Origin of the sequence: Rhodanobacter sp. Soil772 (assembly GCF_001428385.1) — a bacterium.
In the GTDB taxonomy this organism is placed as follows: domain Bacteria; phylum Pseudomonadota; class Gammaproteobacteria; order Xanthomonadales; family Rhodanobacteraceae; genus Rhodanobacter.
This window is the reverse complement of record NZ_LMSK01000001.1, coordinates 797,969-824,266: the sequence shown is the minus strand read 5'-3', so window position 1 is coordinate 824,266 and position 26,298 is coordinate 797,969. Positions and strand designations below refer to the sequence as shown.

The window sequence follows — 26,298 nt, the reverse complement described above, 5'->3', positions numbered from 1 at the left end:
TCGAAACGATCAGATCTTGCCGACCAGGTCCAGCGACGGCGCCAGGGTCTTCTCGCCTTCCTTCCACTTGGCCGGGCAGACTTCGCCCGGATGGGCGGCGACGTACTGCGCGGCCTTCACCTTGCGCAACAGTTCCTTGGCGTCACGACCAATGCCGCCGGCCGTGATCTCGACGATCTGGATCTTGCCCGCCGGATCGATCACGAAGGTGCCGCGATCGGCGATGCCGGCGTCTTCGATCAACACGTCGAAGTTGCGCGAGATCGCATGGGTCGGATCGCCGACCATCGTGTAGTTGATCTTCTTCACCGCATCGGAGGTGTCGTGCCAAGCCTTGTGCGCGAAATGGGTGTCGGTGGAGACCGAGTAGATCTCGACGCCCAGCTTCTGGAATTCGGCGTAATTGTCAGCCAGGTCCTCCAGCTCCGTCGGGCAGACGAAGGTGAAGTCGGCGGGGTAGAAGAACACGACGGACCACTTGCCCTTCAGGTCGGCGTCGGTGACTTCGATGAACTGGCCGGCCTTGAGGGCCTGGGCCTTGAACGGTTTCACTTCGGTATTGATCAGGGACATCTTGGCTTGCTTCCCGTGGTGGTTGAAGGATGAAACAGATGTTACGGCTCCCGATGTGATAAATCTAATTGATTGTCGACATCGGTTCGATTGGTTGTAGCTATCACCTAATTATTCACATGTAAGGTCAGGCGGGGCAGCTTCAAGCCCCACCGGTCGGCACATCGTGTGCGAGGAGTTACGGCGCCGCGAGGCGGTCGCGCAACTGGTGGTCGACCACTGTGGCGGTGACGATGTCGCTGCCCACGTTCACCGTGGTGCGCATCATGTCGAGGATGCGGTCGACGCCGATGACGATGCCGATGCCCTCCGGCGGAATGCCGAACGTCGCCAGCAGGCCGGCAATCATCGGCAGCGAGCCGCCCGGGATGCCGGCCACGGCGACCGCGCTGAGCACCGACAGCAACATCAGGATGGCCTGGTGGCTCAGGGTCAGTTCCACGCCGAACGCCTGCGCCACGAACAGCACCACGCAGCCTTCGAACAACGCGGTGCCGCTCATGTTCATGGTCGCGCCGAGCGGAAGCACGAAGCCGGCCGTACTGGGCGAGAGTTTCAGCTCGTCGTGCGCCACCGCCAGCGAGGCGGGCAGGCAGGCATTGCTGGAACTGGTCGAGAACGCGGTGATCAGCAGCGGCCGGATCTGCCGGAAATAGGGTAGCGGCGAGCGTCCGGCCAGAAAGCGCAGCCACAACGACATCGTGCCGAACAGGTGCAGCGCCAGCGCCACAGTGCAGCCGACCACGAACACCGATAGTGCCAGCAGCACGTCCACGCCGACCTTGACGATCACGCTGTAGATCATCGCCGGTACCGCATAGGGAGCCAGCTCCAGCGCGAAGCCGACGATCTTCGTCATCAGGTCGGTGATCGTGTCCAGCGCGGCCTGCACCCGCTTGCGTTCCTTCTCCCTGAGCTGGGTGGCGGCCGCACCGACCAGGATCGCGAACAGGATCAGCGGCAGCACGTCGCCCAGCGTGTCGCGGCTGGGACCGGCCACGGCGCCGACCAGGTTGCGCGGCATGAACATCTCCACCAGCGTGCCGAAGCTCATGCTGGGCTGGGCCGCCTTCTTGTCGATCGACTGCTGCGCACGGCTGCCGTATTCCTGCATCAACTGGATGCGCGCCTGTTCGTCCAGGTGGTGGCCCGGCTGCACCGTGTTCATCATCACCAGGCCGATCGCCACCGCGATGCCCATGTTGAGGAAGAACAGCAGGAAGGTCCGCCCGGCCAACGGACCGAGCCGATCCAGTCGGCCGAGCTGGGCCACGCCGGAGGCCAGCGAGGTGAACACCAGCGGGATCACCACGAAGAACAGCATGCGCAGGAAGATCTGCCCGAGCGGGTCGAACACCGCACCGGAGATTTTCTGCATCAGCGCCAGCGTGGGTGGGTGCAGTTGGCCGATGCCCAGCGTGGCCACGGCCGCGACCACGCCGATCACCAGGCCCCAGAGGATGCGTTTTGCGAGAGGAGTCGATGTGCTCATGGGGGTTGAATGTACGGGGCTGCGGCGGATTCGTCACGCAAGAGTTTTCGGACCGCCATGGAGCCCGTCGGGATGCGCTTTTGCGGCCGCGGCACGGGTGCCAAAAGGTCCAATCCCGGCAGCGGGCCGACGTAGGCTAAAATAGACGTTTTGACGGAGGCGACATGACACAGCCAGCATCCCCGGGCGCACGTTTCCGCGCGGAACTTGCCGCCGAGCAGCCGTTGCAGATCATGGGCGCAATCACCGCCTACGCCGGCCTGATGGCCAAACGCGTCGGCTACAAGGCGCTGTACCTGTCCGGCGGCGGCGTGGCCGCCAACTCACTGGGGATACCGGACCTCGGCATCAGCACGATGGAGGATGTGCTTACCGACGCACGCCGCATCGTCGACGCCACCGGGCTGCCGCTACTGGTCGATATCGACACCGGCTGGGGTGGGGCGTTCAACATCGCGCGCACGATCCGCTCGTTCGAGCGTGTCGGCGTGGCCGCGGTGCACATGGAGGACCAGGTCGGCCAGAAGCGCTGTGGTCACCGCCCCGGCAAGGAAGTGGTGCCGAAGGAGGAGATGGTCGACCGCGTCAAGGCAGCGGTGGATGCGCGGACCGACCCGGGCTTCGTGATCATGGCGCGCACCGATGCGGCCGCCGTGGAAGGCATCGACGCGGCGATCGAGCGCGCCTGCGCCTATGTCGAGGCCGGTGCCGACATGATCTTCCCCGAGGCGATGAAGACGCTGGCGGATTACCGCAAATTCAAGGCAGCGGTGAAGGTGCCGATCCTCGCCAACCTCACCGAGTTCGGCTCCACGCCGTTCTTCACCACCGACGAATTGCGCGAGGCCGGTGTGGACATCGCGCTGTACTGCTGCGGCGCCTATCGTGCGATGAACAAGGCCGCGCTCAATTTCTACGAAATCGTGCGCCGCGAAGGCACGCAGAAGAACATCATCGACACCTTGCAGACGCGCGAGGAGTTGTACGACTTCCTCGGTTACCACGCCTACGAGGACAAGCTCGACACGCTGTTCTCGAAGCAAAACTGACCACCCACCTTGTCATCGTGCAGGAGCCTGCTTGCGGACTCCTGCCAAGAAAAAAACCTGCACCCTGGAGATTTCCGATGAGCGAGCAAGTCCTTCCCAAGGCCAAGAAGTCCGTCGCCTTGTCCGGCGTGGCCGCGGGCAATACCGCGCTGTGCACGGTCGGCCGCAGTGGCAACGACCTGCACTACCGCGGCTATGACATCCACGACCTGGCCGCCAAGGGCTGCTTCGAGGAGGTGGCCTACCTGCTGGTGCACGGTGTGCTGCCGACCTGGACCGAGCTGAACAACTACCGCTCGCGGCTGAAGCGCCTGCGCGGCCTGCCGGCACCGGTGAAGGCTGCGATGGAACTGCTGCCGGCCGCCACCCACCCGATGGACGTGTTGCGCACCGGCTGCTCGGTGCTGGGCACCGTGCTGCCGGAGAAGGACGACCACAACGTCACCGGTGCGCGCGACATCGCCGACCGGCTGATGGCCAGCTTCGGCTCGATGCTGCTGTACTGGTACCATTTCAGCCACAACGGCAAGCGCATCGAGACGCAGACCGACGACGACTCGATCGCCGCGCACTTCCTGCACCTGCTGCACGGCAAAAAGCCGAGCGACCTGCACGCGCAGGCGCTGGACAAGTCGCTGGTGCTGTACGCCGAGCACGAGTTCAACGCCTCGACCTTCGCCGCCCGCGTCATCGCCGGCACCGGTTCGGACATCTACTCGGCGATCACCGGCGCGATCGGTGCGTTGCGTGGCCCGAAGCACGGCGGCGCGAACGAGGTGGCGATGGAGATCATCGCGCGTTACCGCAACGCCAATGATGCGGAAGCCGATATCCGTGCCCGCGTCGAGCGCAAGGAAATCATCATCGGCTTCGGCCACCCGGTTTATACCGTGTCCGACCCGCGCAACGAGATCATCAAGGAAGTCTCGCGCAAGCTGTGCACCGACGGCGGCAACCCGACTCTGTTCGACGTCTCCGAGCGGATCGAGAAGGTGATGGGCGAGGTCAAGAAGATGTTCCCGAACCTCGACTGGTTCTCCGCCAGCGCGTACCACATGATGGGCGTGCCCACCGCGATGTTCACGCCACTGTTCGTGATCGCGCGGACCTCCGGCTGGAGCGCGCACGTGATCGAGCAACGCGAGGACGGCAAGATCATCCGCCCCAGCGCGAACTACACCGGTCCGGAAGACCAGGCCTACGTGCCGATCGACAAGCGCTAGGCAGACGTTTTCCGATACGAAAAGGGAGCCGCGCGGCCCCCTTTTCGTATCGGCGAGGTGAAAATTGCTTGAACCGGAACTGACTCGCCGACCGGTCGCTTTCGGCCCCGATATGCGGGAGGCTCTCCCGCCGTATCACTTCTGTTACAGGGTGTAAGCATCTTGTTTCCGTCCGGGTTCGTGTCGCCGGCCGAGCTGCCATGCGGTTTGCCGGACTGACAGCGACGAGACGTGTTGCAGGGGCGAATCGGTTGCCGGCTTCATATGCATGAACCGACCTGCAGTTCACCGGCAGGCTTGTTCGCCAGAGGGCTGATTTTTCGCGGGATCGCGCCGGCCCGCATGACGCTACCCCGATGGCTTGGAAATTGCCTTGAGGGGTTTGCTACAAAGCAGGCAAAAACAGGGGGTCACCGCATTGTTCGGGAGAACACACATGCGAAAGACTCTTCTAATGACAGCGATATGCATTGGCTTGGGATTCACGCTTCCCGCTTTGGCCGACGACACCCAGACCGGCGCAGCCGGAGCGACGGCCCAACGACATTCCGTTGCGGTGCAGATTCAAGCCACTGACAGTTCGACCGACAGCTCCACCCATTCGCGTCAGCGCAACAACAACGGCGATGCCTACGCCAATGGACAGGGCAGCTCGGCCGCCAACAACGGCGGCACGGCGAGTTCGTCGATAGCGTCCTCGTTCAACACCAACAAGGCGATCGCGATCAGTCGCCTCGATGGTGTGGTGACCGACATCCGCGCGCATGACATCGGCAACGTCGCGCGGAATACCGGCAACGCCAATGGCGGCGAGGGCGGTTACGGCGGCGACGGCTACGGCGGCCGCGGCTATGGCGGTCGGGGCGGCTCGGGCGGTGACGGCGGAAATGCCCGTTCGCGCAGCGGTTACGCCGGTGGATCGGGCGCCGACAGCGGTTATGTCGGTGCGCTCAGCGGCGCGGAAGGCGGCGATTCGAACGGCGACAACTATGCCGATGCGCGGGCCCGCTCGCGCGGGGCGGCCAGCACCGGAGGAACGGCGACTGGCGGCAATGGCACCTGGGCCGGTGGAGCGGGCACCAGTGGTGCAGCGACCGCAGGCAGCGGCGCGGCGACCTCGACCGGCGGCGCCAGCGGCGCGGCCGACAGCGCGGGCGGCACGGGCGGAGCCGGTGGCAGCGGCGCGTCCGGGACTGGTGGTGATGGCCTCGCCGGTGCCGGCGGCACCGGTGGCGCGGGCGGGTCGAATACGGTGGATGCCGGCACGTTCGACATGTCCAACCACATGGAAGGCGCGGCCGCGGCTGCGGCAGGCGTCACGGTCATGGCGCAGAACAGCGGCGTCGGCTCGCTGATCCAGCAGAGCGTGAACGTCCAGGCCAACCTCAACGTTGGTCCATGACTGAAGCCTCGCACGGTGGGGCGCCGGGCGCTCCGCCGTGCTTCCCAAGCAGAGTGTCCCGGATGCCGATGCGATCGGCATCCGCGGATGCCCCGTCGTACGCGGTCGTCACGGAGACAGGAGACAGCATCATGCGAACAGTCAATCTCATGTCGTGGTCCGCGATGCTGTTGCTTGGCGCGGTGACGTGGAATGCGGCGGCGACGCAGCCGGCGCCGCAGTCCCCGGCAACCGCCGTGGCGACGGCTTCCGCTCAGCCTGGGTGGCTTGACGGATGGGGCCACAGCGCGGACAGCAGGACCCTGGCGATGTCCAGTGGCGGCAACGAAGTCAGCGAGACCATCGTCTTGAACGGCACGGTGGCGAACAACACCGTCGACCATGTGGTGACCGGAGCGAACGTGATCGGCAACGGCGCCTTCAACGGCGCCGCCGGGGTGCCGATGGTGATCCAGAACACCGGCAACGGCGTGCTGATCCAGAACGCCACCATCCTCAACGTGCAGTTCCAGCCATGACGAGCCGGTTGCGCCATGTGTGCTGGCTGGCCCCGGCGTTCGTCGCCGGGCTGCTGGCTTCGGCGCCGCTGGCGGCATCGTCGGTCGCGCTGCCTGGCGTGCAGGGCGGCAGTTACGGCCTGCATCTCACCAGCCTGAAAGAAATCCGCTACCGCAACACGATCCGCCAGAAATACGATTTCAGCTGCGGCTCGGCAGCCGTGGCAACCCTGCTCACCTACCAGTACGGTTACCCGGTGGACGAGCAGCAGGCGTTTGCGCAGATGTACGCGCACGGCAACCAGCCGAAGATCAACCGGGAAGGTTTCTCGTTGCTCGACATCAAGCGTTTCCTGCAGGCCAACGGTTTCGAAGCCGACGGTTTCCAGGTGTCGCTGGACAAGCTGCAGGAGGAAGGGCTGCCTGCCATCGTGCTGATCGACGAAAAGGGTTATCACCATTTCGTGGTGATCAAGGGCATGCGTGCGGGCCGCGTCCTGCTTGGCGACCCAGCCCGCGGCACGCGTTCGATTCCGCGCGCGCAGTTCGAGGCGGCGTGGAAGAACCGCCTGGTGTTCGTGGTCCACAACCGGCGTGCCCTGGCGATATTCAACAGCCGCGACGACTGGCGCGCGGCGCCGATGGCACCCATCCATTCCGTCATCGACCGTACCGGCCTGGGCAACATCACGCTGCCCAAGCGTGGTCCGGGGGACATCTGAGTGCCGCCATGAATTCTGTCCGGATCAAGTTTCCCTGCTTCCACGCGCTGGCCGGCCTGGCGCTGATGCTCGGCGCTGCCCATGCGCAGGAGTCGCCGACAGCGCCGACGCACTGGCCGGCTGCCGTGAGCGGGCAGCGCCTCGATGCGATCCGCGGCGGGTTCGACTTCGGCAACGGGTTGCTGGCGTCCTTCGGCATCGAGCGCGCGGTCTACATCAACGGCAACCTGGTCGCCAGCAGCAGCGTGCAGGTGCCGGACATCGGCCGGATGACGCCCGACCAAGCCATCGCCCTGGCTGCCGCCACGGGCACGCTCAACGTGATCCAGAACGGCGCGGGCAACAGCGTCGATACATCTGCGTTCAACCGGGTGACGGCTGCGACGGTGATCCAGAACAGCCTCGACAACCAGGACATCCGCAGCCTGACCACGATCGATGCCGCGGTGAACAGTCAGCTCGCTTTCCGCGATCTGAACCTGCAGCAAAGCCTGCAGGCCGGCCTGATCGGATCGCTAGGGCATTGACCCGGACATGACGGAACCCGGCCTGCGCCGCCGTCGAGCACTCTTCGACCAGCGAGGAAACATGATGTCCCGCAAATCGTGGCGAAACAGGTGCTCGACCGGTTGCGCGGGATTGCTGCTGCTCGGCGGAGTGGCCAGCGCGCAGGATCCGTCGTCACCCGCGGTGCCACCGTCGACCGGCTCGGGCGAACTGTCGGCGGTGCTCCGGCAGAGCATGCACGAGCAGAATGCGCGCATCGCCGAAATGCGCAGCCAACTCGCCGCCCAGAACGCGCAGATCGAAGCCATGAAGCGCGAGCTTGCCTCGCAGCAGGCGGATTACCGCGCCTTGCGGCGAGCGGTCGGGCTGGACACGCTCGATCAACAGCGGGCCGGCAACATCCGCGCGGGCGGTCCGGGCGCCAGTGCGCTGCCGATGCCGGCTGGCGACGCGACCACCGATGCCGCCGGACAGACGCCGGATCGCCCGGTGGGGCAGGCGCCCGAGCGTGATGAGCGGCCGCCGGCGGTGGCGCCGATCTTCAACCAGCCGGGCGTGCTGACTCCGCGTGGCAAGCTGGTGGTGGAGCCTTCCTATCAATTCGGCTACTCGTCGGCGGACCGGGTTGCGCTGATCGGCTACACGGTGATCCCGGCGATCCTGATCGGCCTGATCGACGCGCGCCAGGTCAAGACGACCACGCAAACCGGCGCGGTCGCGCTGCGCTACGGACTCAGCAACCGGCTGGAGATGGAGCTGCGAATACCGTATGTCTACGGCCACACCGACACGATCAGCCGGGAGATCTTCACCGGCAGCGCCACCGACAAGGTGTTCACTTCCAGTGGCCACGGCATCGGCGACATCGAGGCCACCGCCCGTTACCAGCTCAACGACGGCGGCGCGGACCGGCCGTATTACGTGGGCTGGTTGCGCTTCAAGTCGCGCACCGGCAGGGATCCGTTCGAAGTCACCACCGATTGCGTCAACCGCTGCGTGCAGAACGCGACCGGCACCGGGCTGCCGCTGCAGCTGCCGACCGGTTCGGGTTTCTATTCGCTGCAGCCTGGCGTGACCTGGTTGTACCCGTCCGACCCGGTGGTGTTCTTCGGCAATCTCAGTTACCTGCACAACTTCCCGCGCCACAACGTCAGCCGCACCGTGCTGCTCGGCGGCAAGGAGCCGCTGGGCACGGTGCGGGTGGGCGACATTGCCGATGTCAGCATCGGCATGGGGCTGGCCTTGAACGACAAGGCGTCGATCAGCATCGGCTACGACCAGAGTTTCGTCGGCATCACCAAGCAGAACGGCAAGACCGTACCCGGATCGGCCAAGAGCGTGCTGGGCACCTTGCTGATCGGCGGCTCCTATCGCTTCAGCGACAAGCGCAGCATGAACTTCACGCTCGGCGTGGGGGTGACCCGCGACACGCCCGACGCCACCGTGACGGTCAGGATGCCGATGACGTACTGAGAGCGGTGCCCGCGCCGTGGTGTCAGTGCGACCGGCAGCGTCTCAGCTGGCGGACAGCTTCAGGCGCTGCCGTCGCCGCTGCACCAGCCAGCCGCCGCCGCAGATGCCGATCACCGCCATCACGTCCAGACCGTACTTCGCCCAGCTGTGCGCATCGAACCAGCCGCTCAGCAGGTGGTCGTGGGCGATCATGCGCCCGGCCGTGATCGCGATCGCAGCGGCGCCGATGTACATGATGATGGGGAAACGGTCGATCAGTTTCAGGATCAGGGTCGAGCCCCAGACCACCAGCGGCACGCTGATCAGCAGGCCCAGGATGACCAGAAGCAGGTGCCCCTTCGACGCGCCGGCGATGGCCAGCACGTTGTCCAGGCCCATCAGCGCGTCGGCGGCGATGATCGTGCGCAGCGCGCTCCAGAACGTGTTGCCGGCCTTGATGTTGGGGCCTTCGTCGTCGCCGTGGTTCAGCAGTTTCCAGGCGATCGGCAGCAGCAACACGCCACCGGCCAGCATCAACCCGGGCAGCTTGAGCAAGTAGACGACGACGGCGGTGAGCGCAAAGCGAACCGCGACGGCACCGAACGTGCCCCAGAACACTGCCTTCTTCTGCAGTTCCTTGGGCAGGCGGCTGGCGGCCATGGCGATGACGATGGCGTTGTCGCCAGCCAGTACGAGATCGAGCAGGATGATGGCCAGCAGGCCGGAGAGAAAGTCGGGACCAAATTCCATGCAGGTTTCCATGCGCGTCTGAGAATGCAGTGGGCACGGACGCGCGCGGCCCGTGGCCACCGCAAAAGTCTCGTTCGCAAGGCAACTGCCGGATGACCGGAGCGAGGACTCGCTCGTGTTGACGATCACCGCACCGGGGCAGGCGAACCTGCCGCGGGAACTACTCCCTTTTGGGTGAGCGGGGATTGTCGGCGGGCGGCATGGTCGCGGTCAAGCGACGCACACGGCATCCTTGCCGTCGCAGTCGGCTAAAATGGCGGTTTCCCCTGCCGCGAGATTCCGTCATGAGTGCGCACGACATCCGTTCCGCCGTCCGTCCCGATCCCGACCAGCCGCTGCTCGACATCGCCGACTACGTCGTCGACTACCAGATCGATTCGAAGGAGGCCTACGACACCGCGCGCTACATGCTGCTGGATTCGCTCGGCACCGCCATGCTGGCGATGAAGTTTCCCGAGTGCGTGAAACATCTCGGCCCGCTGGTGCCAGGCGCCACGCTGCCAGGCGGCGCGCGCGTGCCGGGTACCAGTCATGAACTGGATCCGGTGCAGGCCGCGTTCGCCATCGGCACGCAGATCCGCTGGCTCGATTTCAACGACACCTGGCTGGCGGCCGAGTGGGGCCACCCGTCGGACAACCTCGGCAGCATCCTGGCGGTGGGCGATTACCTCAGCCGCAAGGCGGAGCGCGAAGGTGGCCAGCCGCTGACCGTGCGCGACGTGCTGGGCCATGCGATCAAGGCGCACGAGATCCAGGGTTGCTATGCGCTGCTGAACAGTTTCAACCGGGTCGGCCAGGACCACGTGATTCTGGTGCGGCTGGCGTCCACCGCCGTGGCCACCGCGATGCTCGGCGGCAGCAAGGAGCAGATCACCACTGCCGTGTCGCACAGCTGGATCGACAACGGCGCGTTGCGCACCTATCGCCACGCGCCGAACACCGGCCCGCGCAAGAGCTGGGCCGCCGGCGATGCCTGCCGCCGCGCGGTGACTCATGCGATCAATGCGGTGTATCGCGGTGTGGTCGGCTATCCGTCGGCGTTGTCGGCGAAGACCTGGGGTTTCTACGACGTGGCGTTCAAGGGCAAGCCGTTCGAGTTCGAACGTCCGTTCGGCAGCTACGTGATGGAAAACGTCCTCTTCAAGATCAGCTACCCGGCCGAATTCCACGCGCAGACCGCGGTGGAGTGCGCGATGAAGCTGCATGGCGAAGTTGCAGGCAAGCTCGACCAGGTCGAGAAGATCGTCATCGAGACGCAGGAAGCCGGCTGCCGCATCATCGACAAGACCGGCCCGCTGGCGAACTACGCCGACCGCGATCACTGCATCCAGTACATGGTGGCGGTGCCGCTGATCTTCGGTCGGCTGGTGGCCAGCGACTACAACGACGACATCGCCGCCGATCCCCGCATCGACGCGCTGCGCGACAAGATGACGGTTGTCGAGAATCCGCAGTTCACGCGCGATTACTTCGACCCCGCCAAGCGCTATATCGGCAATTCGGTGCAGGTGTTCTTCAAGGACGGCAGCAGCAGCGAAAAGGTTTCGATCGATTATCCGATCGGCCATCGCAAACGTCGCGCCGAAGGTATTCCGGTGCTGTTGCAGAAGTTCGAAGCAGCCATGCGCGGCCATCTGCCGGCGCATCAGGTCAGGGCGATCATGGCTGCGACGAAGGATCCGGCGCAGTTGGACGCGATGCCTCTGCATCACTTCCTGGGGCTCTTCACATTGTAAAGACGATGTGAGTAGGAAATTAAGGCAGGGACGGAAGCCGCTGTGGAGGCTGCGGCCCTGCCAACCGCTTGTCGTTCAACCAATGGACAAACGTGAGGGCCGCATGTACCAGGTCAGCACGAATCCGGAGGATTCCATTGTGCGCAAAGCTAATGAACTTTCCTGAACGAAGCCTCACCAGCAAATGGTTTCATTGTTGTTGAAGCGCCTCCTGCTTAACGATTTTGCTACAATCCCCGCCGCTTGTCGCATAAACGCCAAGCAGGGGCTGTAAAAGCTCTGAATGACGTAGTTCAGTTCTGCCGCGCGATTTTCCGGTTGGGGTTGAACGGACGCGAAACCTAATAAATGAGGAGACACCTGATGAAACGTAAGGGCTTGTATTTTCTGATAGCGCTGGCCCTGGGCGGCGTAGGTGCCGTTCATGCGCAGGACACCACCACTGCTCCCGCCGATACCGCAACCTCGGATATGGCCACCCCGTCCTATGACGGTCGCTGGTATATCGCGCCGACCGTGGGTGGTTATTACAACGACACCGACCGCAATACCAATAGCCGTCAGTTCTATTACGGCTTGGGCGTGGGTCGCTTCATTTCGTCGAATGCGTCGCTTGATTTGTTCATCGATCGCACCAAGCGCGATACCGACGCTGGTGGTAGCTGGGCCAACAATAATGTCGGTGCGGCGGTGCGTTTCTATGCGGGTGACTGGAACGCCTGGCGTCCGTACCTGCTGGCTGGCGTGATGGGCAGCAACCATCACAGCCGTGGCGACAGCGGCTGGTCCCCGGCGGCCGAGCTGGGCGGCGGCGTCTCCAAGACGATCACCGACAGCTCCGACGTGCGTATCGAAGCCGGTTACCGTTACGACTGGGACAACAAGACCCAGCCGGAAGTGGACGGCTATGGCGACTGGTTCCTGGGCTTCAGCATCGTGTCGCGCTTCGGCGCTCCGGCGGCTGCTCCGGCCCCGGTTGCGGCGACTCCGCCGCCGGCTGATTGCTCGACGATGGACAGCGACGGCGACAGCGTCAACGATTGCGACGACAAGTGCCCGGGCACGGCTGCCGGCACGATCGTCGGTCCGGACGGCTGCCCGCAGAAGGTCGTGATCGACCTGCGCGGCGTGAACTTCAAGTACGATCGCCCGAAAAAGGGCGAGACCGACATCTCGAAGTCACTGGCCGAGCCGAGTGCCGATTCGATCGCGGTGCTGAACCAGGCCATCGACACCTTGCAGCGTTACCCGCAGGTGCACGTGACGGTTGCCGGTTTCACCGACTCGAAGGGTACCGACGAGTACAACCAGAGCCTGTCCGAGCGTCGCGCTTCGATCGTCTACAACTACCTGACCAGCCATGGCATCGATGCCAGCCGTCTGGAAGGCCCGATCGGTCACGGCGAGAGCAACCCGATCGGCGACAACGAGACCGACGCCGGTCGCGCGCAGAACCGTCGTACGGAACTGCAGGTTCAGCAGTAATCGAACCGCGACAACGCAGTAATGAAAAAACCCGGCTTCGGCCGGGTTTTTTTTGCTCGTCGACGACCGATGCCGTGATGAGTCTTCTTGTAGCACGGCGGCTTCGGCCTATACGCTAGCGTGATGCCCCGCCCGCCTTCTTCTCGCCCCGCCCATTCCGCTGCATCCGCGCAACCACCACGGCATGGGCTGGCGCGCGTGCTGTCCAAGCTTGGAGCCTGCTCGCGCAGCCAGGCCGAGCAGTGGATTCGCGCTGGTCGCGTCAGCCTGGATGGACGCGTGGTCCGCGATCCGTATCACCCGGTCTTGATCGACCGGCAGCAGATCGCCGTCGATGGCCATCCGGTGAAGCCGGCCGAATGCGTCTATGTCGCCTTCAACAAGCCGCGGGGGCTCGTGGTCAGCGCGTCCGACGAGCACGGCCGCGCGACGGTCTACACCGCGCTGGCGGCTGCCGGCCTGCCGTGGCTGGGTCCGGTCGGTCGGCTGGACAAGGCCAGCGAAGGCCTGTTGCTGTTAAGCAATGACACTACCTGGGCGGCTGGCATCACCGACCCGGCTACGCACCTGGACAAGACTTACCACGTACAGGTATCCGGCCAGCCGGATGTTGCAGTGCTGGCCGCGATGCGGACGGGTATCGACGATGCCGGCGACCTGCTGAGGGCGCGCCGGGCCACGCTGCTGCGTGCGGGCGAGAAGAATGCCTGGCTTGAGGTAGTGCTGGACGAAGGCCGCAACCGGCATATCCGCCGGCTGCTGGCTGCTCTGGGTTTCGACGTGCTGCGGCTGATCCGGGTATCTGTCGGATCGCTTGCGCTGGGCGAACTGGCGAAAGGGCAGTGGCGACAGCTGAGTGCGGACGAAGTGGATGCGCTCGATACCCGCAAAGGCTGAGTGCCGTCAGCCGCCGATCACGCCCAGCTTCCGACCCACCTTGGTGAACGCGGCGATCGCCCGGTCGAGGTGCTCGCGGGTATGCGCCGCGCTCATCTGTGTGCGGATGCGCGCCTGGCCCTGCGGCACCACGGGGTAGAAGAAACCGGTGACGTAGATGCCTTCCTCCAGCAGGGCGGTGGCCATCGCCTGCGCCTTCGGCGCGTCGTAGATCATCACCGGCACGATCGGGTGCACGCCCGGCTTGATGTCGAAGCCGGCAGCGGTCATCCGCTCGCGGAAGTAGTGGGTGTTTTCCTTGAGCCTGTCGCGCAGGTCGCCGGCGCTGGCCAGCATGTCGAACACCTTGATCGCGGCGGCGACCACGTGCGGCGGCAGCGAGTTGGAGAACAGGTAGGGGCGCGAGCGCTGGCGCAGCAGCTCGATCACTTCCTTGCGGCCGGTGGTGAAGCCGCCCAGCGCGCCGCCAAGCGCCTTGCCCAGCGTGCCGGTGAAGATGTCGATCTTGTCCATCACGCCGTTGACCTCGGCCGAACCGCGGCCGCTGTCGCCGAGGAAGCCGGTGCAGTGGCACTCGTCGATGTGCACCATCGCGTTGTATTTCGCGGCCAGTGCGGTGATCTGGTCGAGCTTGGCGATGAAGCCGTCCATCGAGAACGCGCCATCGCTGCTGATCAGCTTGGTGCGCGCGCCGGCGGCGTCGGCCGCCTGCAGCTGCTTCTCCAGGTCGGCCATGTCGCTGTTGGCGTAGCGGAAACGCTTGGCCTTGCACAGGCGGATGCCGTCGATGATCGAGGCGTGGTTCAACGCGTCGGAGATCACCGCGTCTTCCTCGCCCAGCAGCGGTTCGAACAGGCCGCCGTTGGCGTCGAAACAGGCGGCGTAGAGGATGGTGTCTTCGGTGCCGAAGAACGCGGCGATCTTCGCTTCCAGTTGCTTGTGCAGATCCTGCGTGCCGCAGATGAAGCGCACGCTGGCCATGCCGAAGCCGTGCGTATCCAGCGCGTCCTTGGCGGCCTGGATCACCTCGGGATGATCGGCCAGGCCCAGGTAGTTGTTGGCGCAGAAGTTCAGCACCCTGCGGCCGCCTTCCAGCTCGATCTCGGCGGACTGCGGCGAGGTGATGATGCGCTCGGCCTTGAACAGGCCTTGTTCGCGGATGGCGTCGAGTTCGCTGGCGTAGCGCGCCTTGGCTGAGTAGCTCATGGGGAGATTCCGGCGGTGGGCAAAGCGCCATTGTAGGACGCCAGCCGATCGCTGCGCATGCGCACGCGTTATGCAGCGATCAGTGCAGGCCGAAATCCGCGCGCGTGCTCTTGCCCTTGTCGTTGATGCCCGAGGCGTCGAGCTTGGGCGGCTTGATCGCGATTCGCTTGTCGTCCAGCTTGCCGTGCAGCCAATCCTGTACGGCGGCAGCGCGGCGCTCGGCCAGTGCACGCATCGCGGCGGCGTCCGCGTTCACGTGGGTTTCCAGCAGGCTGCGCATTTCGTCCGGTTCCAGCGACTTGCTGAGGCCGAGGGCGTTCTTCGGTTTTTCGAAGTCGGCGTGCCGGTACGCGCGTCGCAGATAGCGCTCGTGTTCATCCGGCGTCACGGTTACTTCAGCCAGCGTCGTCGCCGAGGCGTCCGCGGCGATCTTGTCGCCCGATTCCTTGGTCAGCTTTTCGCGGCGGATCTGGTCGTCCACCGTCACCTTGCGCAGGCCCGCTTCGTCCAGCGACGGGTCCACCCGGCCGCTGATGTCCAGGGTGAGCGCGGGCTTGCGGCCCAGCATCTGCACGATCTGGCCGAGGCGGTCCTTGGCGGGTCCATCCAGCACGGCCGAGCCCGGCGCGAATTCGACGTAGCCGAGATCCTCGTGGCCGCCGCCAAACGCGGAAGCGAGCAGACGGAACGGCGCAGTGGCCGCCTTGGCGATGAGGTTGCCGAACGCGCGCATGATCATGCCGCCGAGGCTGAACTGCGGATCGTCCAGCGAGCCGGACACCGGCACGTTCACGTCGATATTGCCCTCGGTATCCTTCAGCAGGGCCACCGCCAGCTTCACCGGCAGGTGCGACACGCCAGGGCCGTCCATGCGCTCGCCGAAGGTGAGCTGGGTGATGAAGATGTGGTTGTCGGCGTTGAGCTTGCCCTGGTCCAGCAAGTAGTGCACGTCGGCGGTCAGCTTGCCCTTGGTGATGGGGTAGCCGGTGTACTTGCCGGAGTAAGTGCTGAGCCGGGTCAGCTCGACGTCGGTCGCCTTGCCCTTGATGTCGAGGAAGGCCACCGGCAGCAGCGGGTTGATGCTGCCGCTGATGTCCACCGGCGAGGCATCGTCCAGCTTGGCCTGCGCCACCAGTTCGGCAGGCGGTTCGCCGGCGGTGGTGCCGAACGCGCCGATCCTGCCGGTGAGGCTGGTGAGGTTGGCGGTGTAGTTGGGCTTGATGAAGTTGTCGGTGTAGTTGAGCTGGCCATTGGCCAGGGTGACCTCGCCGATATGGATGTCCGCGGCGGGTGCCGTGGGTGCGCTGGACACCGGCTGCGGCGCCGCCGGTGCGTTGTTCGCGGCGCGGGTCACCGATACCGGCGCCTGCTCGCCGTTGGCGATCACATCGGACAGGTTCAGACGTCCGTTGCTGTTGACGATGACGCGCGCGTAGAACGCATCCAGCACCAAGCCGCCCAGATGCACGCGCGGCGTGCCGTTGCCGTAGCGCAGGTCGATGCGCGAGCCGCTCAGCGAGCGCCAGCGCATGAAGTCGTCGCCGGTGAGCTTGTCCTGCATGCGCACGCGCTCGAACGCGGCGTTGCCCGCGTAGTCGAAGCGGGGTTCGGACCGGCGGCCGTCGTAGTGCAGCTTGCCGTCGCTGCTGAGGCGGGCGCTGGTGACATCCACGTTCAGCGGCACGCTGGCGTAGGGTACGAAGCCGGCGATGTCCAGCCGTTTGGTGGTCAGCTGCAGGTCGGCCACCGTGGGCAGCGGCTGCAGCGTGCCGGCGGTGGCGAAGCTGCCTTTGCCGATACGGCCTTCCAGCTTGACCCGACTCGACCGATCGAGCTTGTCGCTGAGCTCGTCGATGCTGCCGTTGAGTGCGTCGATGAGCAGAGATGTCGGCTTGGCGCTCTCGATGCTGCGATCGGTGAGGCGCAGCGAACCCTGTTCGAGGCCGAGGTGGGCGATGCTCCAACGCCAGGCCGGGCCTTCGTCATGGCTGGCAGGCGCGGCGTGCTTGCCGGCGAACAGGCTGGTCAGGTTGATCCGGTCGTCGCGCTCCCGCACGGCGTCGACCTGCAGACCGTGCGCAGTGACCTTGTCCAGTTGCGCGTTGCGGGTAGCCAGGTCGAGGCGGGTGATGCCGGCATCCAGCTTGCGCCAGGCCACCGGTGCGGGCAGCCCCTTGGCCTGCGGTTCCAGCGCGAAGTCGCTGATGCCGAGTTGGGCCGGCTCGATGTGCAGGTTGAATGCCTTGCCCCAGTCCAGGCGCAGCTGGCCGCTGGCATCGAGCTTGCCTTTGGCGATGCGTGTTGCGGTGGCGGAGGCGGCCAGTGCCTGCAGCGGCACGAGTGCCACCTGTTTCAGTTCGAGTGCACCGGCATAGTGGCTGGCGGCGAGATCGACCGCGCCGCGCACGTTGAGGTTGCCACCGGCGAGCTGGCTGGCCAGATCGAGTTTGGCGGGCGGCCCGGCGAGTGTGCCCAAGCCGAGCAGGCTGCCGTGCAGCTGGGTCAACTGCAGCTTGGCCTGATTGGCGTCGGTGTAGCTGAGTGTGCTGTTCTGCAGCGTGAGCACGGCGATACGCAGATCGGTCGGCGGCGTCTTGTCATCGGCCTTGGTCGGAGGCGGCATGAGCGAATCGAAGTTGCTGTGGCCGCCGGCATGCTGTGTGTAGAACAGCGCGGCACGTTCCAGCTTCATCGCGCCGAGGTGGTAGCGCGAGGCCAGCGGCTGCACGTCGGTCAGTTCGATGTCGCCGTGTCCCAGCCTGGCGATGGTCTCGCCACGGTTGCTGTCGAGCGCGAAGTCGTCCAGTTGCAGGTTGCCGGTGAGCTGCAGCTGCGGCGTCGGCTGCGTCTGCACGAAGTGCAGGGACAGCTTGCCGCTGAGCAGGCCCTTGGGAATCGCCACCGGCATCGCCGTCGGCACGTAGGCGAGGTAACGCGGCAGGTCGAGCCGGTCGAGCTGGAAGCCGATGGTCGATTCGCGATTGCTGGCGAATGGTTTGGTCTGGCCGTCGATGCGCAACGGGCTGCCGTCGACCGTCATGGCCAGCAGCGGCTGCACGAAGATGTCGGTGGAGCTGGGCAGGTTGGCCAGGAACGGGATGCCCAGTTCGAGCTTCTCGACGTGGTGCTGCGCGCCCAGCAGGCGGTCGTCGAAGCGGATGTCGCCGCCGTGGACGCTGATGTTGGAGAGCGAGAAACGCGCCGGCTGATTGTCCGCCGGCGAGGGCTTCGCGGTGAAGCGCTCGATCAGGTCGGTGAAGTTGAACCGCTGGTCCTTGCCCCGCGTGATGGCAATCCGCGGCTGATCGAGCCGCAGTTCGTCCAGCACCGGCGCCAGGCGGAACAGCGAGCCCCACGACGCGTTGAGCGTGAGCTGGTCGATGTCGACGAACGGGGTCTTGCCGTCCGTATCGGGCAGGTGCAGTTGGCGAATCCGCAGGTTCAGCGTGAACGGATTGAAGCGCACCTGGCCGAGGCTCAGCGGCCGTCCCAGCATTTCCGCGGAGTGGTTCTGCAGGTAGTTGCGCAGCAGCGGCGGGGCAGCAAGGAAGCCGAGCAGGGCGTAGATCAGCAACACGGCGGCGGCGATCGCGGCGAAGCGGCGGGCGCGGGGCGAATGGCTCAGCGTCTGCGCATGCGTGCGTGCGGAACCCCAGGCTGCACGCAAGGACACGCGCAGCCGCGACAAGCTCGACCCGGACATACCGACTCCCTGGAAATGCTGAATGGCTTGGTTTGGCCCGCTTCACCCAGGCCGTTAACGGAATCTACCGCGACTGGGCTTAACGCGGGAACACCGCCCGCGACCTTCAGGCAGGCTGCGAGCGATCAGGGTCAGTGGTTCGGGTTCGTGCAGCGACTGGCCGCTGTCCCGTGGCTCAATGCCAGGAACAGACGACCTTGCCGCAGGTGCCGGCGTCCATCAGGTCGAAGCCCTTCTGGAAGTCGTCGATGTGGATCTGGTGGGTCAGCACCTTCTGCAGCGGGAAGCCGGTCAGCACCATCTGGGTCATCTTGTACCAGGTCTCGTACATGCGCCGGCCGTAGATGCCCTGCAGGGTGAGGCCCTTGAAGATCACCCGGTCCCAGTCGATGCCGGCGCCCTTGGGCTGGATGCCGAGCAGGGCGATCTTGCCGCCGTGGTACATGCAGTCGAGCATGTCGTTGAACGCGCGCGGGTTGCCGCTCATTTCCAGGCCCACGTCGAAGCCCTCCATGTGCAGGTCCTTCATCACGTCCTTGAGCGACTGGTTGGTGACGTTGACCACGCGGGTGGCGCCCATGTCGGCGGCCAGTTTCAGGCGATAGTCGTTGACGTCGGTGACCACCACGTTGCGCGCACCCACGTGCTTGGCGATGCCGGCGGCGATGATGCCGATCGGGCCGGCGCCGGTGATCAGCACGTCTTCGCCGATCATGTCGAATTCCAGCGCGCAGTGCGCGGCGTTGCCGTACGGGTCGAAGAACGCGGCCAGCTCGGACGGGATCTGGTCCGGGATCGGCCACAGGTTCGAGGCCGGCATGGTCATGTACTCGGCGAACGCGCCGTTGCGGTTCACGCCGATGCCGATCGTGTTCGGGCACAGGTGTTGGCGGCCGGCACGGCAGTTGCGGCAATGGCCGCAGACGATGTGCCCTTCGGCCGAGACGCGGTCGCCGATCTTGTAGCCGGTCACGCCCGGGCCGATCTCGGCGATGCGGCCGACGAACTCGTGGCCGATGGTGAGGCCCGGCTTGATCGTGCGCTGGCTCCACTCGTCCCACTTGTAGATGTGCAGGTCGGTGCCGCAGATCGCGGTCTTCTCGATCTTGATCAGCACCTCGTTCGGGCCGACCTGCGGCAGCGGCACTTCTTCCATCCAGATGCCCTGTTCGGGCTTGCGCTTGACCAGGGCTTTCATCGTCTGCGGCATGGGGAATCCATCAGTTGGCCCGCGAAGCGGGCGGGGAAACGGCAATTATAGAGCGTGGTCGCGGGTGGCGGCTTTCAGGCCGGCATCTTGCCGGGGGCGCCTCGGCAAACTATGGTCGCAAGTTTATGCGATTGCTCACGAGGGCGGTTTCGATGCGATTGAAAAGGATGCTGTGGTCCACCGCGGTGGCGATGTCGCTGAGCCCCTTGGCACAGGCGGACGAGGGCATGTGGATGCCGTCGCAACTGCCGTCGATCGGCCAGCCGTTGAAGGCCGCCGGCTATCAGGGCGATCCTGCCGCGCTGGCCGACCTGACCCGGCCGCCGCTCAGCGCGGTGGTCAAGGTCGGTGGCGCCACCGGAGCCTTCGTCAGCGACCAGGGTCTGGTGCTGACCAACCACCACGTCGCCTTCGGTGTGATCCAGTACAACAGCAACGCCCAGCGCAACCTGATCGAGCAGGGCTACGTGGCGGCCAATCGCGGCGAGGAGTTGCCGGCCAATCCGGACTTCCGCCTGCGCGTCACGGTCGGCTTCGACCAGGTTACCGACCAGGTGCTGGCCCACGCCCGCGGCAAGACCGGCCGCGCCTACTATGACGCGGTGGATGCGGCGAGCAAGGCGCTGGTCGCCGCCTGCGAACGCGAAGCCGGTATGCGTTGCAGCGTCGCCAACATGTTCTACGGCCGCGATTTCTACCTGGTGAAGCAGCTGGAGCTGCGCGACGTGCGGCTGGTCTACGCGCCGCCGCGCGCGATCGGCAACTACGGCGACGAAGTGGACAACTTCATGTGGCCGCGCCACAGCGGCGACTTCACCGTGCTGCGCGCCTACGTCGGGCCGGACGGCAAGCCGGCGGACTATGCGAAGGACAACAAACCCTACACGCCGCCCGCGCACCTGCAGATCGCCCGCGAAGGCGTCAACGCCGGCGACTTCGTGATGCTGGCCGGCTATCCCGGTACCACCTACCGCCATCGCAGCGCCGCCGAGTTCGCCGACCAGGTGCAGTGGCGCCTGCCTGCGGCGGTGGCGGCGATGAAGCAGCTGCAGGACGTGATCGAGGACGCCGGCACGGCGGATGCGCAGGCGAAGATCCGCTACGCGTCGCAGTTGCAGTCGCTGAAGAACGGCATCAAACGCTACAGCGGCGAGCTGGAAGGCCTGCAGCGCAGCGATGCAGTCGCCGTGCGGCAAAAGGACGAAGCGGCGATGCTGGCCTGGCTGGACAAACAGGGCACGGCGAAGGCACTGCGCCCGCAGATCGACGCGGCGATGGCGTCGATCGCCGACGGCAACGCCACCCGCGAGCGCGATCTCCTGCTCGGCCTGATCCAGTCGCAGACCCAGCTGATGCGCTCGGCACTGCGCCTGCAGCGGCTGGCGCACGAGCGCGCGAAGCCCGACGCCGAGCGCGAGAACGGCTACCAGCAGCGTGACGAGGAATTGATCGCCGGCGGCCTGCGCCAGGTCCAGCGCCGCTACGATCCGGCCGTCGAGAAGCGCCTGCTGACGGCGCTGCTGATCCGCTATCAGCAACTGCCCGCCGCGCAGCACGTGGCGGAGTTCGATGCCGCGTTCGGCCGCACCCCGGCCGAGCTGGCGGCCACGCTGGATCGCGTCTACACCGCCACGAAGTTGGGCGACGAGGCGCAGCGTCTGCGCTGGATGGATGCCGACGCGGCGGCGCTGGCCGCGGCCGACGACAGCCTGCTGCAGCTGGCCGCGAAGCTGCAGCCCGCGCTGCTGCGCATCGACGACGAACGCAAGGCGCGCGACGGCGAGCTGCTGCGGCTGCGTCCGGCCTACATGCAGGCGCTGATCGCCTATCGCGAACAGCAGGGCCGCGCGGTGTATCCGGACGCGAACTCCACCCTGCGCGTGAGCTACGGCAAGGTCACCCCGCTGAAGGCACGCGACGCGGTGGGCTACGAGCCGCTGACCAGCACCGCCGGCATCGTCGAAAAGAACACCGGCATCGCGCCGTTCGATGCGCCGAAGCCGCTGCTGGACGCGATCGCCAAAGCCGACTACGCCGGCTACCTGGACCCAAAGTCCGGCAGCATGCCGGTGAACTTCCTCAGCAACCTCGACACCACCGGCGGCAACTCCGGCTCGCCGGTGCTGAATGCGAAGGGCGAGCTGGTCGGCCTCAACTTCGACAGCAACTGGGAAGCGGTCAGCGCCAGCTGGATGTTCGACCCGCGCTACAAGCGCGCGATCCACGTCGACATGCGCTACATGCGCTGGTTGATGGACAAGGTCTATCCGGCGCCGCAGTTGCTGAAGGAATTGGGCGTGCCGGCGCGCTGAATGTCGCAGGCATGACTTGCGGCATATGCCGCGGCCGTCCGGGTCGGGCATAAGTCGCAAGTTATTGCGTCATCCTTTTGCCCGCTTTCGCGGGCAGATTTTTCATCAGGAGATTCCCGTGCGTCGTCTATTGCTCGCTGCCGCCGTATCCATCGGCCTCATCTCGTCCGCCCATGCCGTCGAAGGCATGTGGCAGCCCGCCCAGTTGCCGGGCATCGCTGCCACGCTGCAGCAGCACGGCCTGAAGCTCGACCCGAAGACGCTGACCGACCTCACCGCCTATCCGATGGGCGCGATCGTCAGCCTGGGCGGTTGCACCGCCTCGTTCGTTTCGCCGGAAGGCCTGGTGGTGAGCAACCACCACTGCGTCTACGGCGCGCTGCAGCTGAACTCCACGCCGGAAAACAACCTGATCGAGAAGGGCTTCCTGGCGAAGACCCAGGCGGATGAGCTCTCTGCCGGCCCGTCCTCGCGCATCTTCGTCACCGAGGAAATCCGCGACGTCACCAAGGCGATCACCGCCAAGCTCAATGACGGCATGAGCGGCGCCGAGCGCTACAAGGCGATCGAGCTGGCGATCAAGGAGCAGGTCAAGGCCTGCGAGAGCGAAGGCTACCGCTGCGACGTCTACACCTTTCACGGTGGCTACAGCTACCAGCTGATCAGGCAACTGGAGATCAAGGACGTGCGCCTGGTCTACGCGCCGCCGGGGTCGATCGGCAAGTTCGGCGGCGACGTCGACAACTGGATGTGGCCGCGCCACACCGGCGACTTCGGCTACCTGCGTGCCTACGTCTCGAAGGACGGCAAGTCGGCCGCCTTCTCGAAGGACAACGTGCCGTATCAGCCCAAGCACGTGCTCAAGGTGAACCCGCAGGGCGTGGAGGCGGGCGACTACGTGATGGTGGTCGGCTACCCGGGCCGCACCAACCGCTACCGCCTCGCCGACGAAGTGCAGAGTTCGATCGACTGGGTTTACCCGACCCAGATCAAGGTGTACGAAGACACGCTGAACATCATCAACACCGCCGGCAAGGCCGATCCCAAGGTGGCGGTGAAGTACGCCAGCATGGTCGCCGGCCTGAACAACTACCTGAAGAACTTCGGCGGCCAGCTTGAAGGCCTGCATCGCGCCGATGCGGTGAACGTGAAGCGGGCGCAGGAAGCCCAGCTGGAGGCTTGGCTGAAGCAGCAGGGCGGCGCCGAGAACACCGCGCTGGCGGCCGACGTCGGCAAGCTGCGCCAGCAGATCGCCGCCAACCAGGCCACGCGCGAACGCGACCTGGCCATCGGCCTGGTAACGCGCGCGTCGCTGTTCAGCACGGCGGTGCGCCTGACCCATCTGGCAAAGGAGCGGCCGAAGGCCGATCTCGCGCGCGATGCCGGCTACCAGCAGCGCGACTGGGTGCGCATCGAGGGTGGCTTGAAGCAGATGGACCGCCGCTTTGATCCGGGCGTCGACCAGCAGTTCATGGTCTACGGCCTCAAGCGTTACGTGGCGTTGCCGCAGGCGCAGCGTCTGTCCGCGCTGGACGCCTGGCTCGGTGGCGCGAAGACCGAGGCCCAGTTGAAGCAAAAGGTCGCCGCGCTGTACGCCGGCAGCAAGCTCGGCAACGCTGACGAGCGCCTGAAGTGGTTCAACGCCGACAGCAAGGCGATCGACGCCAGCAGCGACAGCATGCTCAAGCTCGCCCGCGCGGTGCAGCCGCAGCTGAAGACGCTGGAAGACGCATCCGATGCCCGCGACGGCGAGATGAGCAAGCTGCGCCCGCGCTACATGCAGGCGATGATTGCGTGGAAGGATTCGCAGAAGCTGCCGGTCTACCCGGACGCGAACAGCTCGCTGCGCGTCACCTTCGGCAACGTGCAGGGCGTGGCGCCGCGGGACGGCGTCAGCTACGCACCGTTCACCACCGCGCAGGGCATTGTCGAGAAGGACACCGGCGTCGAGCCGTTCAATTCGCCGAAGGCCGAACTGGCCGCGATCAAGGCGAAGGCGTTCGACGGCTATGCCTCACCGAAGCTGGGCACGCTGCCGGTCAACTTCCTGGCCGACCTGGACATCACCGGCGGCAACTCCGGCTCGCCGGCGATGGACGCGAACGGCCAGCTGGTCGGGCTGGCGTTCGACGGCAACTGGGAGTCGGTCAGCGGCGACTGGCTGTTCAACCCGCAGCTCAACCGCTCGATCCAGGTCGACGTGCGCTACATGCTGTGGGTGATGCACCACCTCGACCACGCCGACAACCTGCTGAAGGAAATGGGCGTGCCGGCGAAGTAAGCCGCTCGTTCGCGCAAGCACCAGGGCCCGCGTCATCGACGCGGGCTCTGGTGCATCTGCCGTTCAGAACATCCGCTCGCGCAGCGAACGGTAGACCAGCGCGAAGACGACGCTGATCACGATGCAGACGACATACCAGAACTCGTGGTTGTCCTTGTGCCAGAGCGGTGCGTACACGGCGATTCTCCCTCGGCCATTCCCCATGCCCTGGCTGAAGCAACGGCAATGCCAAAGACGCGGGCATCGTGACGAGTGGCTGCCGGCTTCATCCATGGCGGCAGAACCGGTGCGCCGCGCGGCGCAACCTGTAGCAGCTGTGATACAGCGTGTATCGAGGTGAAACGGCATCGCTCTGCTTACAATGTGCGCATGCCCGTCGACTGCCGCCCCCTCGCCATCTTCCTGATGGGCCCCACCGCCTCCGGCAAGACCGCGCTGGCATGCGAGCTGAGCGAGCGGTTTCCACTGGATCTGGTCAGCGTCGATTCGGCGCTGGTCTACCGCGGCATGGACATCGGCACGGCGAAACCCGACCCGGCGACGCTGGCGCGCTACCCACATGCGCTGGTCGACATCCGCGATCCCGGCCAGCCGTATTCGGCGGCGGATTTCTGCGCCGATGCGCTACCGGTGATGCAGCGGATCGGCGCGTGGGGCAGGGTGCCGCTGCTGGTCGGCGGCACCGGGTTGTACTTTCGCGCGTTGCAGCAGGGGCTGTCCGATCTGCCGGAAGCCGACCCGGCCACCCGCGTGCGACTGGCCGCCGAAGCGCAGCAACTGGGCTGGCCGGCCATGCATGCGCGACTGGCGAGCCTCGATCCGGCCGCTGCCAGCCGGATCGGCTGCAACGACGTGCAACGCCTGCAGCGCGCACTGGAGGTGATCGAACTGACCGGCCGGCCGCTGTCCGAATTGCAGCGCGGCAGGACAGCGGCGCATTTTCCGTGGCGGGTGCTCAAGCTGGCGCTGCTGCCGACCGATCGGCGCGTGCTGCACGAGCGCATCGCCCGACGTTTCGACGCGATGCTGGCGGAGGGTTTTCTGGACGAGGTGCGCGCGCTGCGGACACGCGGCGACCTGCACGCCGACCTGCCGGCGATTCGTGCGGTCGGCTACCGGCAGGCGTGGGAACACCTGGACGGCCTGACCGATCCGGCCGAGTTCCGCGACCGCGCCATCTACGCCACCCGCCAGCTGGCCAAGCGGCAGATCACCTGGCTGCGCAGCGACTACGGCACCCGTCTGTTCGATCCGGATCAGCCCGATCTGGCCACCCGTGCCGCGGCGGCGGTACAGCTGTTTCTGGACGGCCCGGGCGGGCCAGCGTTGCCAGCGTGACCCAGTGCACTTGCACGGCGCAAAAATCTTCTTTCATCAAGTATTTGAAAGCAGCTAACATCCCAGCATGTTGGACCGGGGCGCCGTCGGCGTTTTTTCTCCGGTCTGTCCGTGGCAAGGGGAGAACAAGAAATGTCCAAGGGGCAGTCGTTGCAGGATCCGTTTCTGAATGCATTGCGGCGCGAACGCGTGCCGGTAGCCATCTATCTGGTCAACGGCATCAAATTGCAGGGGACGGTCGAGTCGTTCGACCAGTTTGTGGTGTTGCTGCGCAACCAGGTGAGCCAGATGGTCTACAAGCACGCCATCTCCACTGTGGTGCCGAGCCGCAACGTACGTATCGGCAATGGCCACGACGGCCATGAAGGCCACGACCATCCATCCGACGCGCCGGCCACATCCGCCGACGCGGACGCTTGATAGCGGAGCGGTCCGCCCGCATGAAGTGGGTCTGCTCCTGAGG

Annotated in this window: 20 protein-coding genes; 14 read left to right on the top strand and 6 right to left on the bottom strand. The window is 65.6% G+C overall.

All coding sequences use genetic code 11. The annotated features are described in order from the left end of the window. Positions 1–9 precede the first annotated feature (9 nt). Together ahpC and ASG75_RS03945 are read right to left on the bottom strand one after the other, a co-directional pair. Positions 10–573 (bottom strand): alkyl hydroperoxide reductase subunit C, encoded by a 564-nt coding sequence (gene ahpC / locus ASG75_RS03950; RefSeq protein WP_056385896.1) that lies wholly within the window; start codon positions 571–573, stop codon positions 10–12. Between the two features lie 178 nt (positions 574–751). Next, positions 752–2,065 (bottom strand): dicarboxylate/amino acid:cation symporter, encoded by a 1,314-nt coding sequence (locus ASG75_RS03945; protein ID WP_082547487.1) that lies wholly within the window; start codon positions 2,063–2,065, stop codon positions 752–754. Positions 2,066–2,229: 164 nt separating this feature from the next. Here ASG75_RS03945 and prpB point away from each other — a divergent pair, with 164 nt between their 5' ends. From prpB to ASG75_RS03910, 7 genes are all read left to right on the top strand, one after another. After that, on the top strand, positions 2,230–3,114 hold the full coding sequence (gene prpB, locus ASG75_RS03940) for a methylisocitrate lyase (RefSeq protein WP_056385892.1): 885 nt from the start codon (positions 2,230–2,232) through the stop codon (positions 3,112–3,114). 77 nt (positions 3,115–3,191) lie between these two features. Beyond that, complete coding sequence (gene prpC / locus ASG75_RS03935; protein ID WP_056385890.1) at positions 3,192–4,337, top strand: 2-methylcitrate synthase; 1,146 nt, start codon at positions 3,192–3,194, stop codon at positions 4,335–4,337. 436 nt (positions 4,338–4,773) lie between these two features. Then, positions 4,774–5,739, top strand: coding sequence for a hypothetical protein (locus tag ASG75_RS03930; protein ID WP_082547486.1), 966 nt, complete (start codon positions 4,774–4,776; stop codon positions 5,737–5,739). 131 nt (positions 5,740–5,870) lie between these two features. Next, the gene (locus ASG75_RS16605; RefSeq protein WP_235580142.1) at positions 5,871–6,257 is read left to right on the top strand and encodes a hypothetical protein; all 387 of its coding nucleotides are present in this window, start codon (positions 5,871–5,873) and stop codon (positions 6,255–6,257) included. Next, positions 6,254–6,958, top strand: coding sequence for a C39 family peptidase (locus tag ASG75_RS03920; RefSeq protein WP_056385887.1), 705 nt, complete (start codon positions 6,254–6,256; stop codon positions 6,956–6,958). The genes ASG75_RS16605 and ASG75_RS03920 overlap by 4 nt, the downstream gene beginning before the upstream one ends. An 8-nt stretch (positions 6,959–6,966) precedes the next feature. Further along, positions 6,967–7,485 carry a hypothetical protein gene (locus ASG75_RS03915; RefSeq protein ID WP_056385885.1) on the top strand — a complete coding sequence of 173 codons (519 nt, stop codon included), beginning with the start codon at positions 6,967–6,969 and terminating at the stop codon, positions 7,483–7,485. Between the two features lie 64 nt (positions 7,486–7,549). Continuing rightward, positions 7,550–8,938, top strand: a complete 1,389-nt coding sequence (locus ASG75_RS03910; protein ID WP_056387005.1) for an acetate kinase — start codon at positions 7,550–7,552, stop codon at positions 8,936–8,938. Positions 8,939–8,980: 42 nt separating this feature from the next. On the opposite strand, the gene ASG75_RS03905 is transcribed toward ASG75_RS03910, so the two are convergent. After that, positions 8,981–9,667 (bottom strand): TerC family protein, encoded by a 687-nt coding sequence (locus tag ASG75_RS03905; protein WP_056387003.1) that lies wholly within the window; start codon positions 9,665–9,667, stop codon positions 8,981–8,983. A gap of 284 nt (positions 9,668–9,951) precedes the next feature. Between ASG75_RS03905 and ASG75_RS03900 the strand changes: the two genes are divergently transcribed. The 3 genes from ASG75_RS03900 (at position 9,952) to ASG75_RS03890 (ending at position 13,785) form a co-directional block, all read left to right on the top strand. Next, positions 9,952–11,403 (top strand): bifunctional 2-methylcitrate dehydratase/aconitate hydratase, encoded by a 1,452-nt coding sequence (locus tag ASG75_RS03900; protein ID WP_056385884.1) that lies wholly within the window; start codon positions 9,952–9,954, stop codon positions 11,401–11,403. 363 nt (positions 11,404–11,766) lie between these two features. Next, entirely contained in the window at positions 11,767–12,888 is a 1,122-nt protein-coding gene (locus ASG75_RS03895; RefSeq protein WP_056385882.1) for an OmpA family protein, read from the top strand. A 123-nt stretch (positions 12,889–13,011) separates the two neighbouring features. Continuing rightward, positions 13,012–13,785, top strand: coding sequence for a pseudouridine synthase (locus ASG75_RS03890; protein ID WP_056385880.1), 774 nt, complete (start codon positions 13,012–13,014; stop codon positions 13,783–13,785). A 6-nt stretch (positions 13,786–13,791) separates the two neighbouring features. On the opposite strand, the gene kbl is transcribed toward ASG75_RS03890, so the two are convergent. The 3 genes from kbl to tdh form a co-directional block, all read right to left on the bottom strand. Beyond that, positions 13,792–14,991 (bottom strand): glycine C-acetyltransferase, encoded by a 1,200-nt coding sequence (kbl, locus tag ASG75_RS03885; protein ID WP_056385878.1) that lies wholly within the window; start codon positions 14,989–14,991, stop codon positions 13,792–13,794. Between the two features lie 79 nt (positions 14,992–15,070). Further along, positions 15,071–18,694 carry a DUF748 domain-containing protein gene (locus ASG75_RS03880; protein WP_056385875.1) on the bottom strand — a complete coding sequence of 1,208 codons (3,624 nt, stop codon included), beginning with the start codon at positions 18,692–18,694 and terminating at the stop codon, positions 15,071–15,073. A gap of 175 nt (positions 18,695–18,869) precedes the next feature. After that, the gene (gene tdh, locus ASG75_RS03875; RefSeq protein ID WP_200935589.1) at positions 18,870–19,904 is read right to left on the bottom strand and encodes an L-threonine 3-dehydrogenase; all 1,035 of its coding nucleotides are present in this window, start codon (positions 19,902–19,904) and stop codon (positions 18,870–18,872) included. A gap of 152 nt (positions 19,905–20,056) precedes the next feature. On the opposite strand from tdh, the gene ASG75_RS03870 reads away from it, so the two are divergent. From ASG75_RS03870 to hfq, 4 genes are all read left to right on the top strand, one after another. Next, positions 20,057–22,216 (top strand): S46 family peptidase, encoded by a 2,160-nt coding sequence (locus tag ASG75_RS03870; protein ID WP_082547484.1) that lies wholly within the window; start codon positions 20,057–20,059, stop codon positions 22,214–22,216. Positions 22,217–22,334: 118 nt separating this feature from the next. Continuing rightward, positions 22,335–24,497: a S46 family peptidase gene (locus ASG75_RS03865; RefSeq protein ID WP_056385871.1), complete on the top strand. Its 2,163-nt coding sequence runs from the start codon at positions 22,335–22,337 to the stop codon at positions 24,495–24,497. 369 nt (positions 24,498–24,866) lie between these two features. Beyond that, entirely contained in the window at positions 24,867–25,835 is a 969-nt protein-coding gene (gene miaA, locus ASG75_RS03860) for a tRNA (adenosine(37)-N6)-dimethylallyltransferase MiaA (RefSeq protein ID WP_056385869.1), read from the top strand. 132 nt (positions 25,836–25,967) lie between these two features. Then, entirely contained in the window at positions 25,968–26,255 is a 288-nt protein-coding gene (hfq, locus tag ASG75_RS03855) for an RNA chaperone Hfq (protein ID WP_056385867.1), read from the top strand. Positions 26,256–26,298 lie beyond the last annotated feature (43 nt).

Bases quoted from the DNA above. Each gene is read 5' to 3' on its own strand.
- prpC (WP_056385890.1), top strand. From the start codon at position 3,192: ATGAGCGAGCAAGTCCTTCCCAAGGCCAAGAAGTCCGTCGCCTTGTCC.
- ASG75_RS03905 (WP_056387003.1), bottom strand. From the start codon at position 9,667: ATGGAATTTGGTCCCGACTTTCTCTCCGGCCTGCTGGCCATCATCCTG.
- ASG75_RS03870 (WP_082547484.1), top strand. From the start codon at position 20,057: ATGCGATTGAAAAGGATGCTGTGGTCCACCGCGGTGGCGATGTCGCTG.
- ASG75_RS03915 (WP_056385885.1), top strand. From the start codon at position 6,967: ATGAATTCTGTCCGGATCAAGTTTCCCTGCTTCCACGCGCTGGCCGGC.
- kbl (WP_056385878.1), bottom strand. From the start codon at position 14,991: ATGAGCTACTCAGCCAAGGCGCGCTACGCCAGCGAACTCGACGCCATC.
- ahpC (WP_056385896.1), bottom strand. From the start codon at position 573: ATGTCCCTGATCAATACCGAAGTGAAACCGTTCAAGGCCCAGGCCCTC.
- hfq (WP_056385867.1), top strand. From the start codon at position 25,968: ATGTCCAAGGGGCAGTCGTTGCAGGATCCGTTTCTGAATGCATTGCGG.
- ASG75_RS03910 (WP_056387005.1), top strand. From the start codon at position 7,550: ATGTCCCGCAAATCGTGGCGAAACAGGTGCTCGACCGGTTGCGCGGGA.
- prpB (WP_056385892.1), top strand. From the start codon at position 2,230: ATGACACAGCCAGCATCCCCGGGCGCACGTTTCCGCGCGGAACTTGCC.
- ASG75_RS16605 (WP_235580142.1), top strand. From the start codon at position 5,871: ATGCGAACAGTCAATCTCATGTCGTGGTCCGCGATGCTGTTGCTTGGC.
- ASG75_RS03895 (WP_056385882.1), top strand. From the start codon at position 11,767: ATGAAACGTAAGGGCTTGTATTTTCTGATAGCGCTGGCCCTGGGCGGC.
- tdh (WP_200935589.1), bottom strand. From the start codon at position 19,904: ATGCCGCAGACGATGAAAGCCCTGGTCAAGCGCAAGCCCGAACAGGGC.
- ASG75_RS03945 (WP_082547487.1), bottom strand. From the start codon at position 2,065: ATGAGCACATCGACTCCTCTCGCAAAACGCATCCTCTGGGGCCTGGTG.
- ASG75_RS03890 (WP_056385880.1), top strand. From the start codon at position 13,012: ATGCCCCGCCCGCCTTCTTCTCGCCCCGCCCATTCCGCTGCATCCGCG.
- ASG75_RS03900 (WP_056385884.1), top strand. From the start codon at position 9,952: ATGAGTGCGCACGACATCCGTTCCGCCGTCCGTCCCGATCCCGACCAG.
- ASG75_RS03930 (WP_082547486.1), top strand. From the start codon at position 4,774: ATGCGAAAGACTCTTCTAATGACAGCGATATGCATTGGCTTGGGATTC.
- ASG75_RS03880 (WP_056385875.1), bottom strand. From the start codon at position 18,694: ATGTCCGGGTCGAGCTTGTCGCGGCTGCGCGTGTCCTTGCGTGCAGCC.
- ASG75_RS03920 (WP_056385887.1), top strand. From the start codon at position 6,254: ATGACGAGCCGGTTGCGCCATGTGTGCTGGCTGGCCCCGGCGTTCGTC.
- miaA (WP_056385869.1), top strand. From the start codon at position 24,867: ATGCCCGTCGACTGCCGCCCCCTCGCCATCTTCCTGATGGGCCCCACC.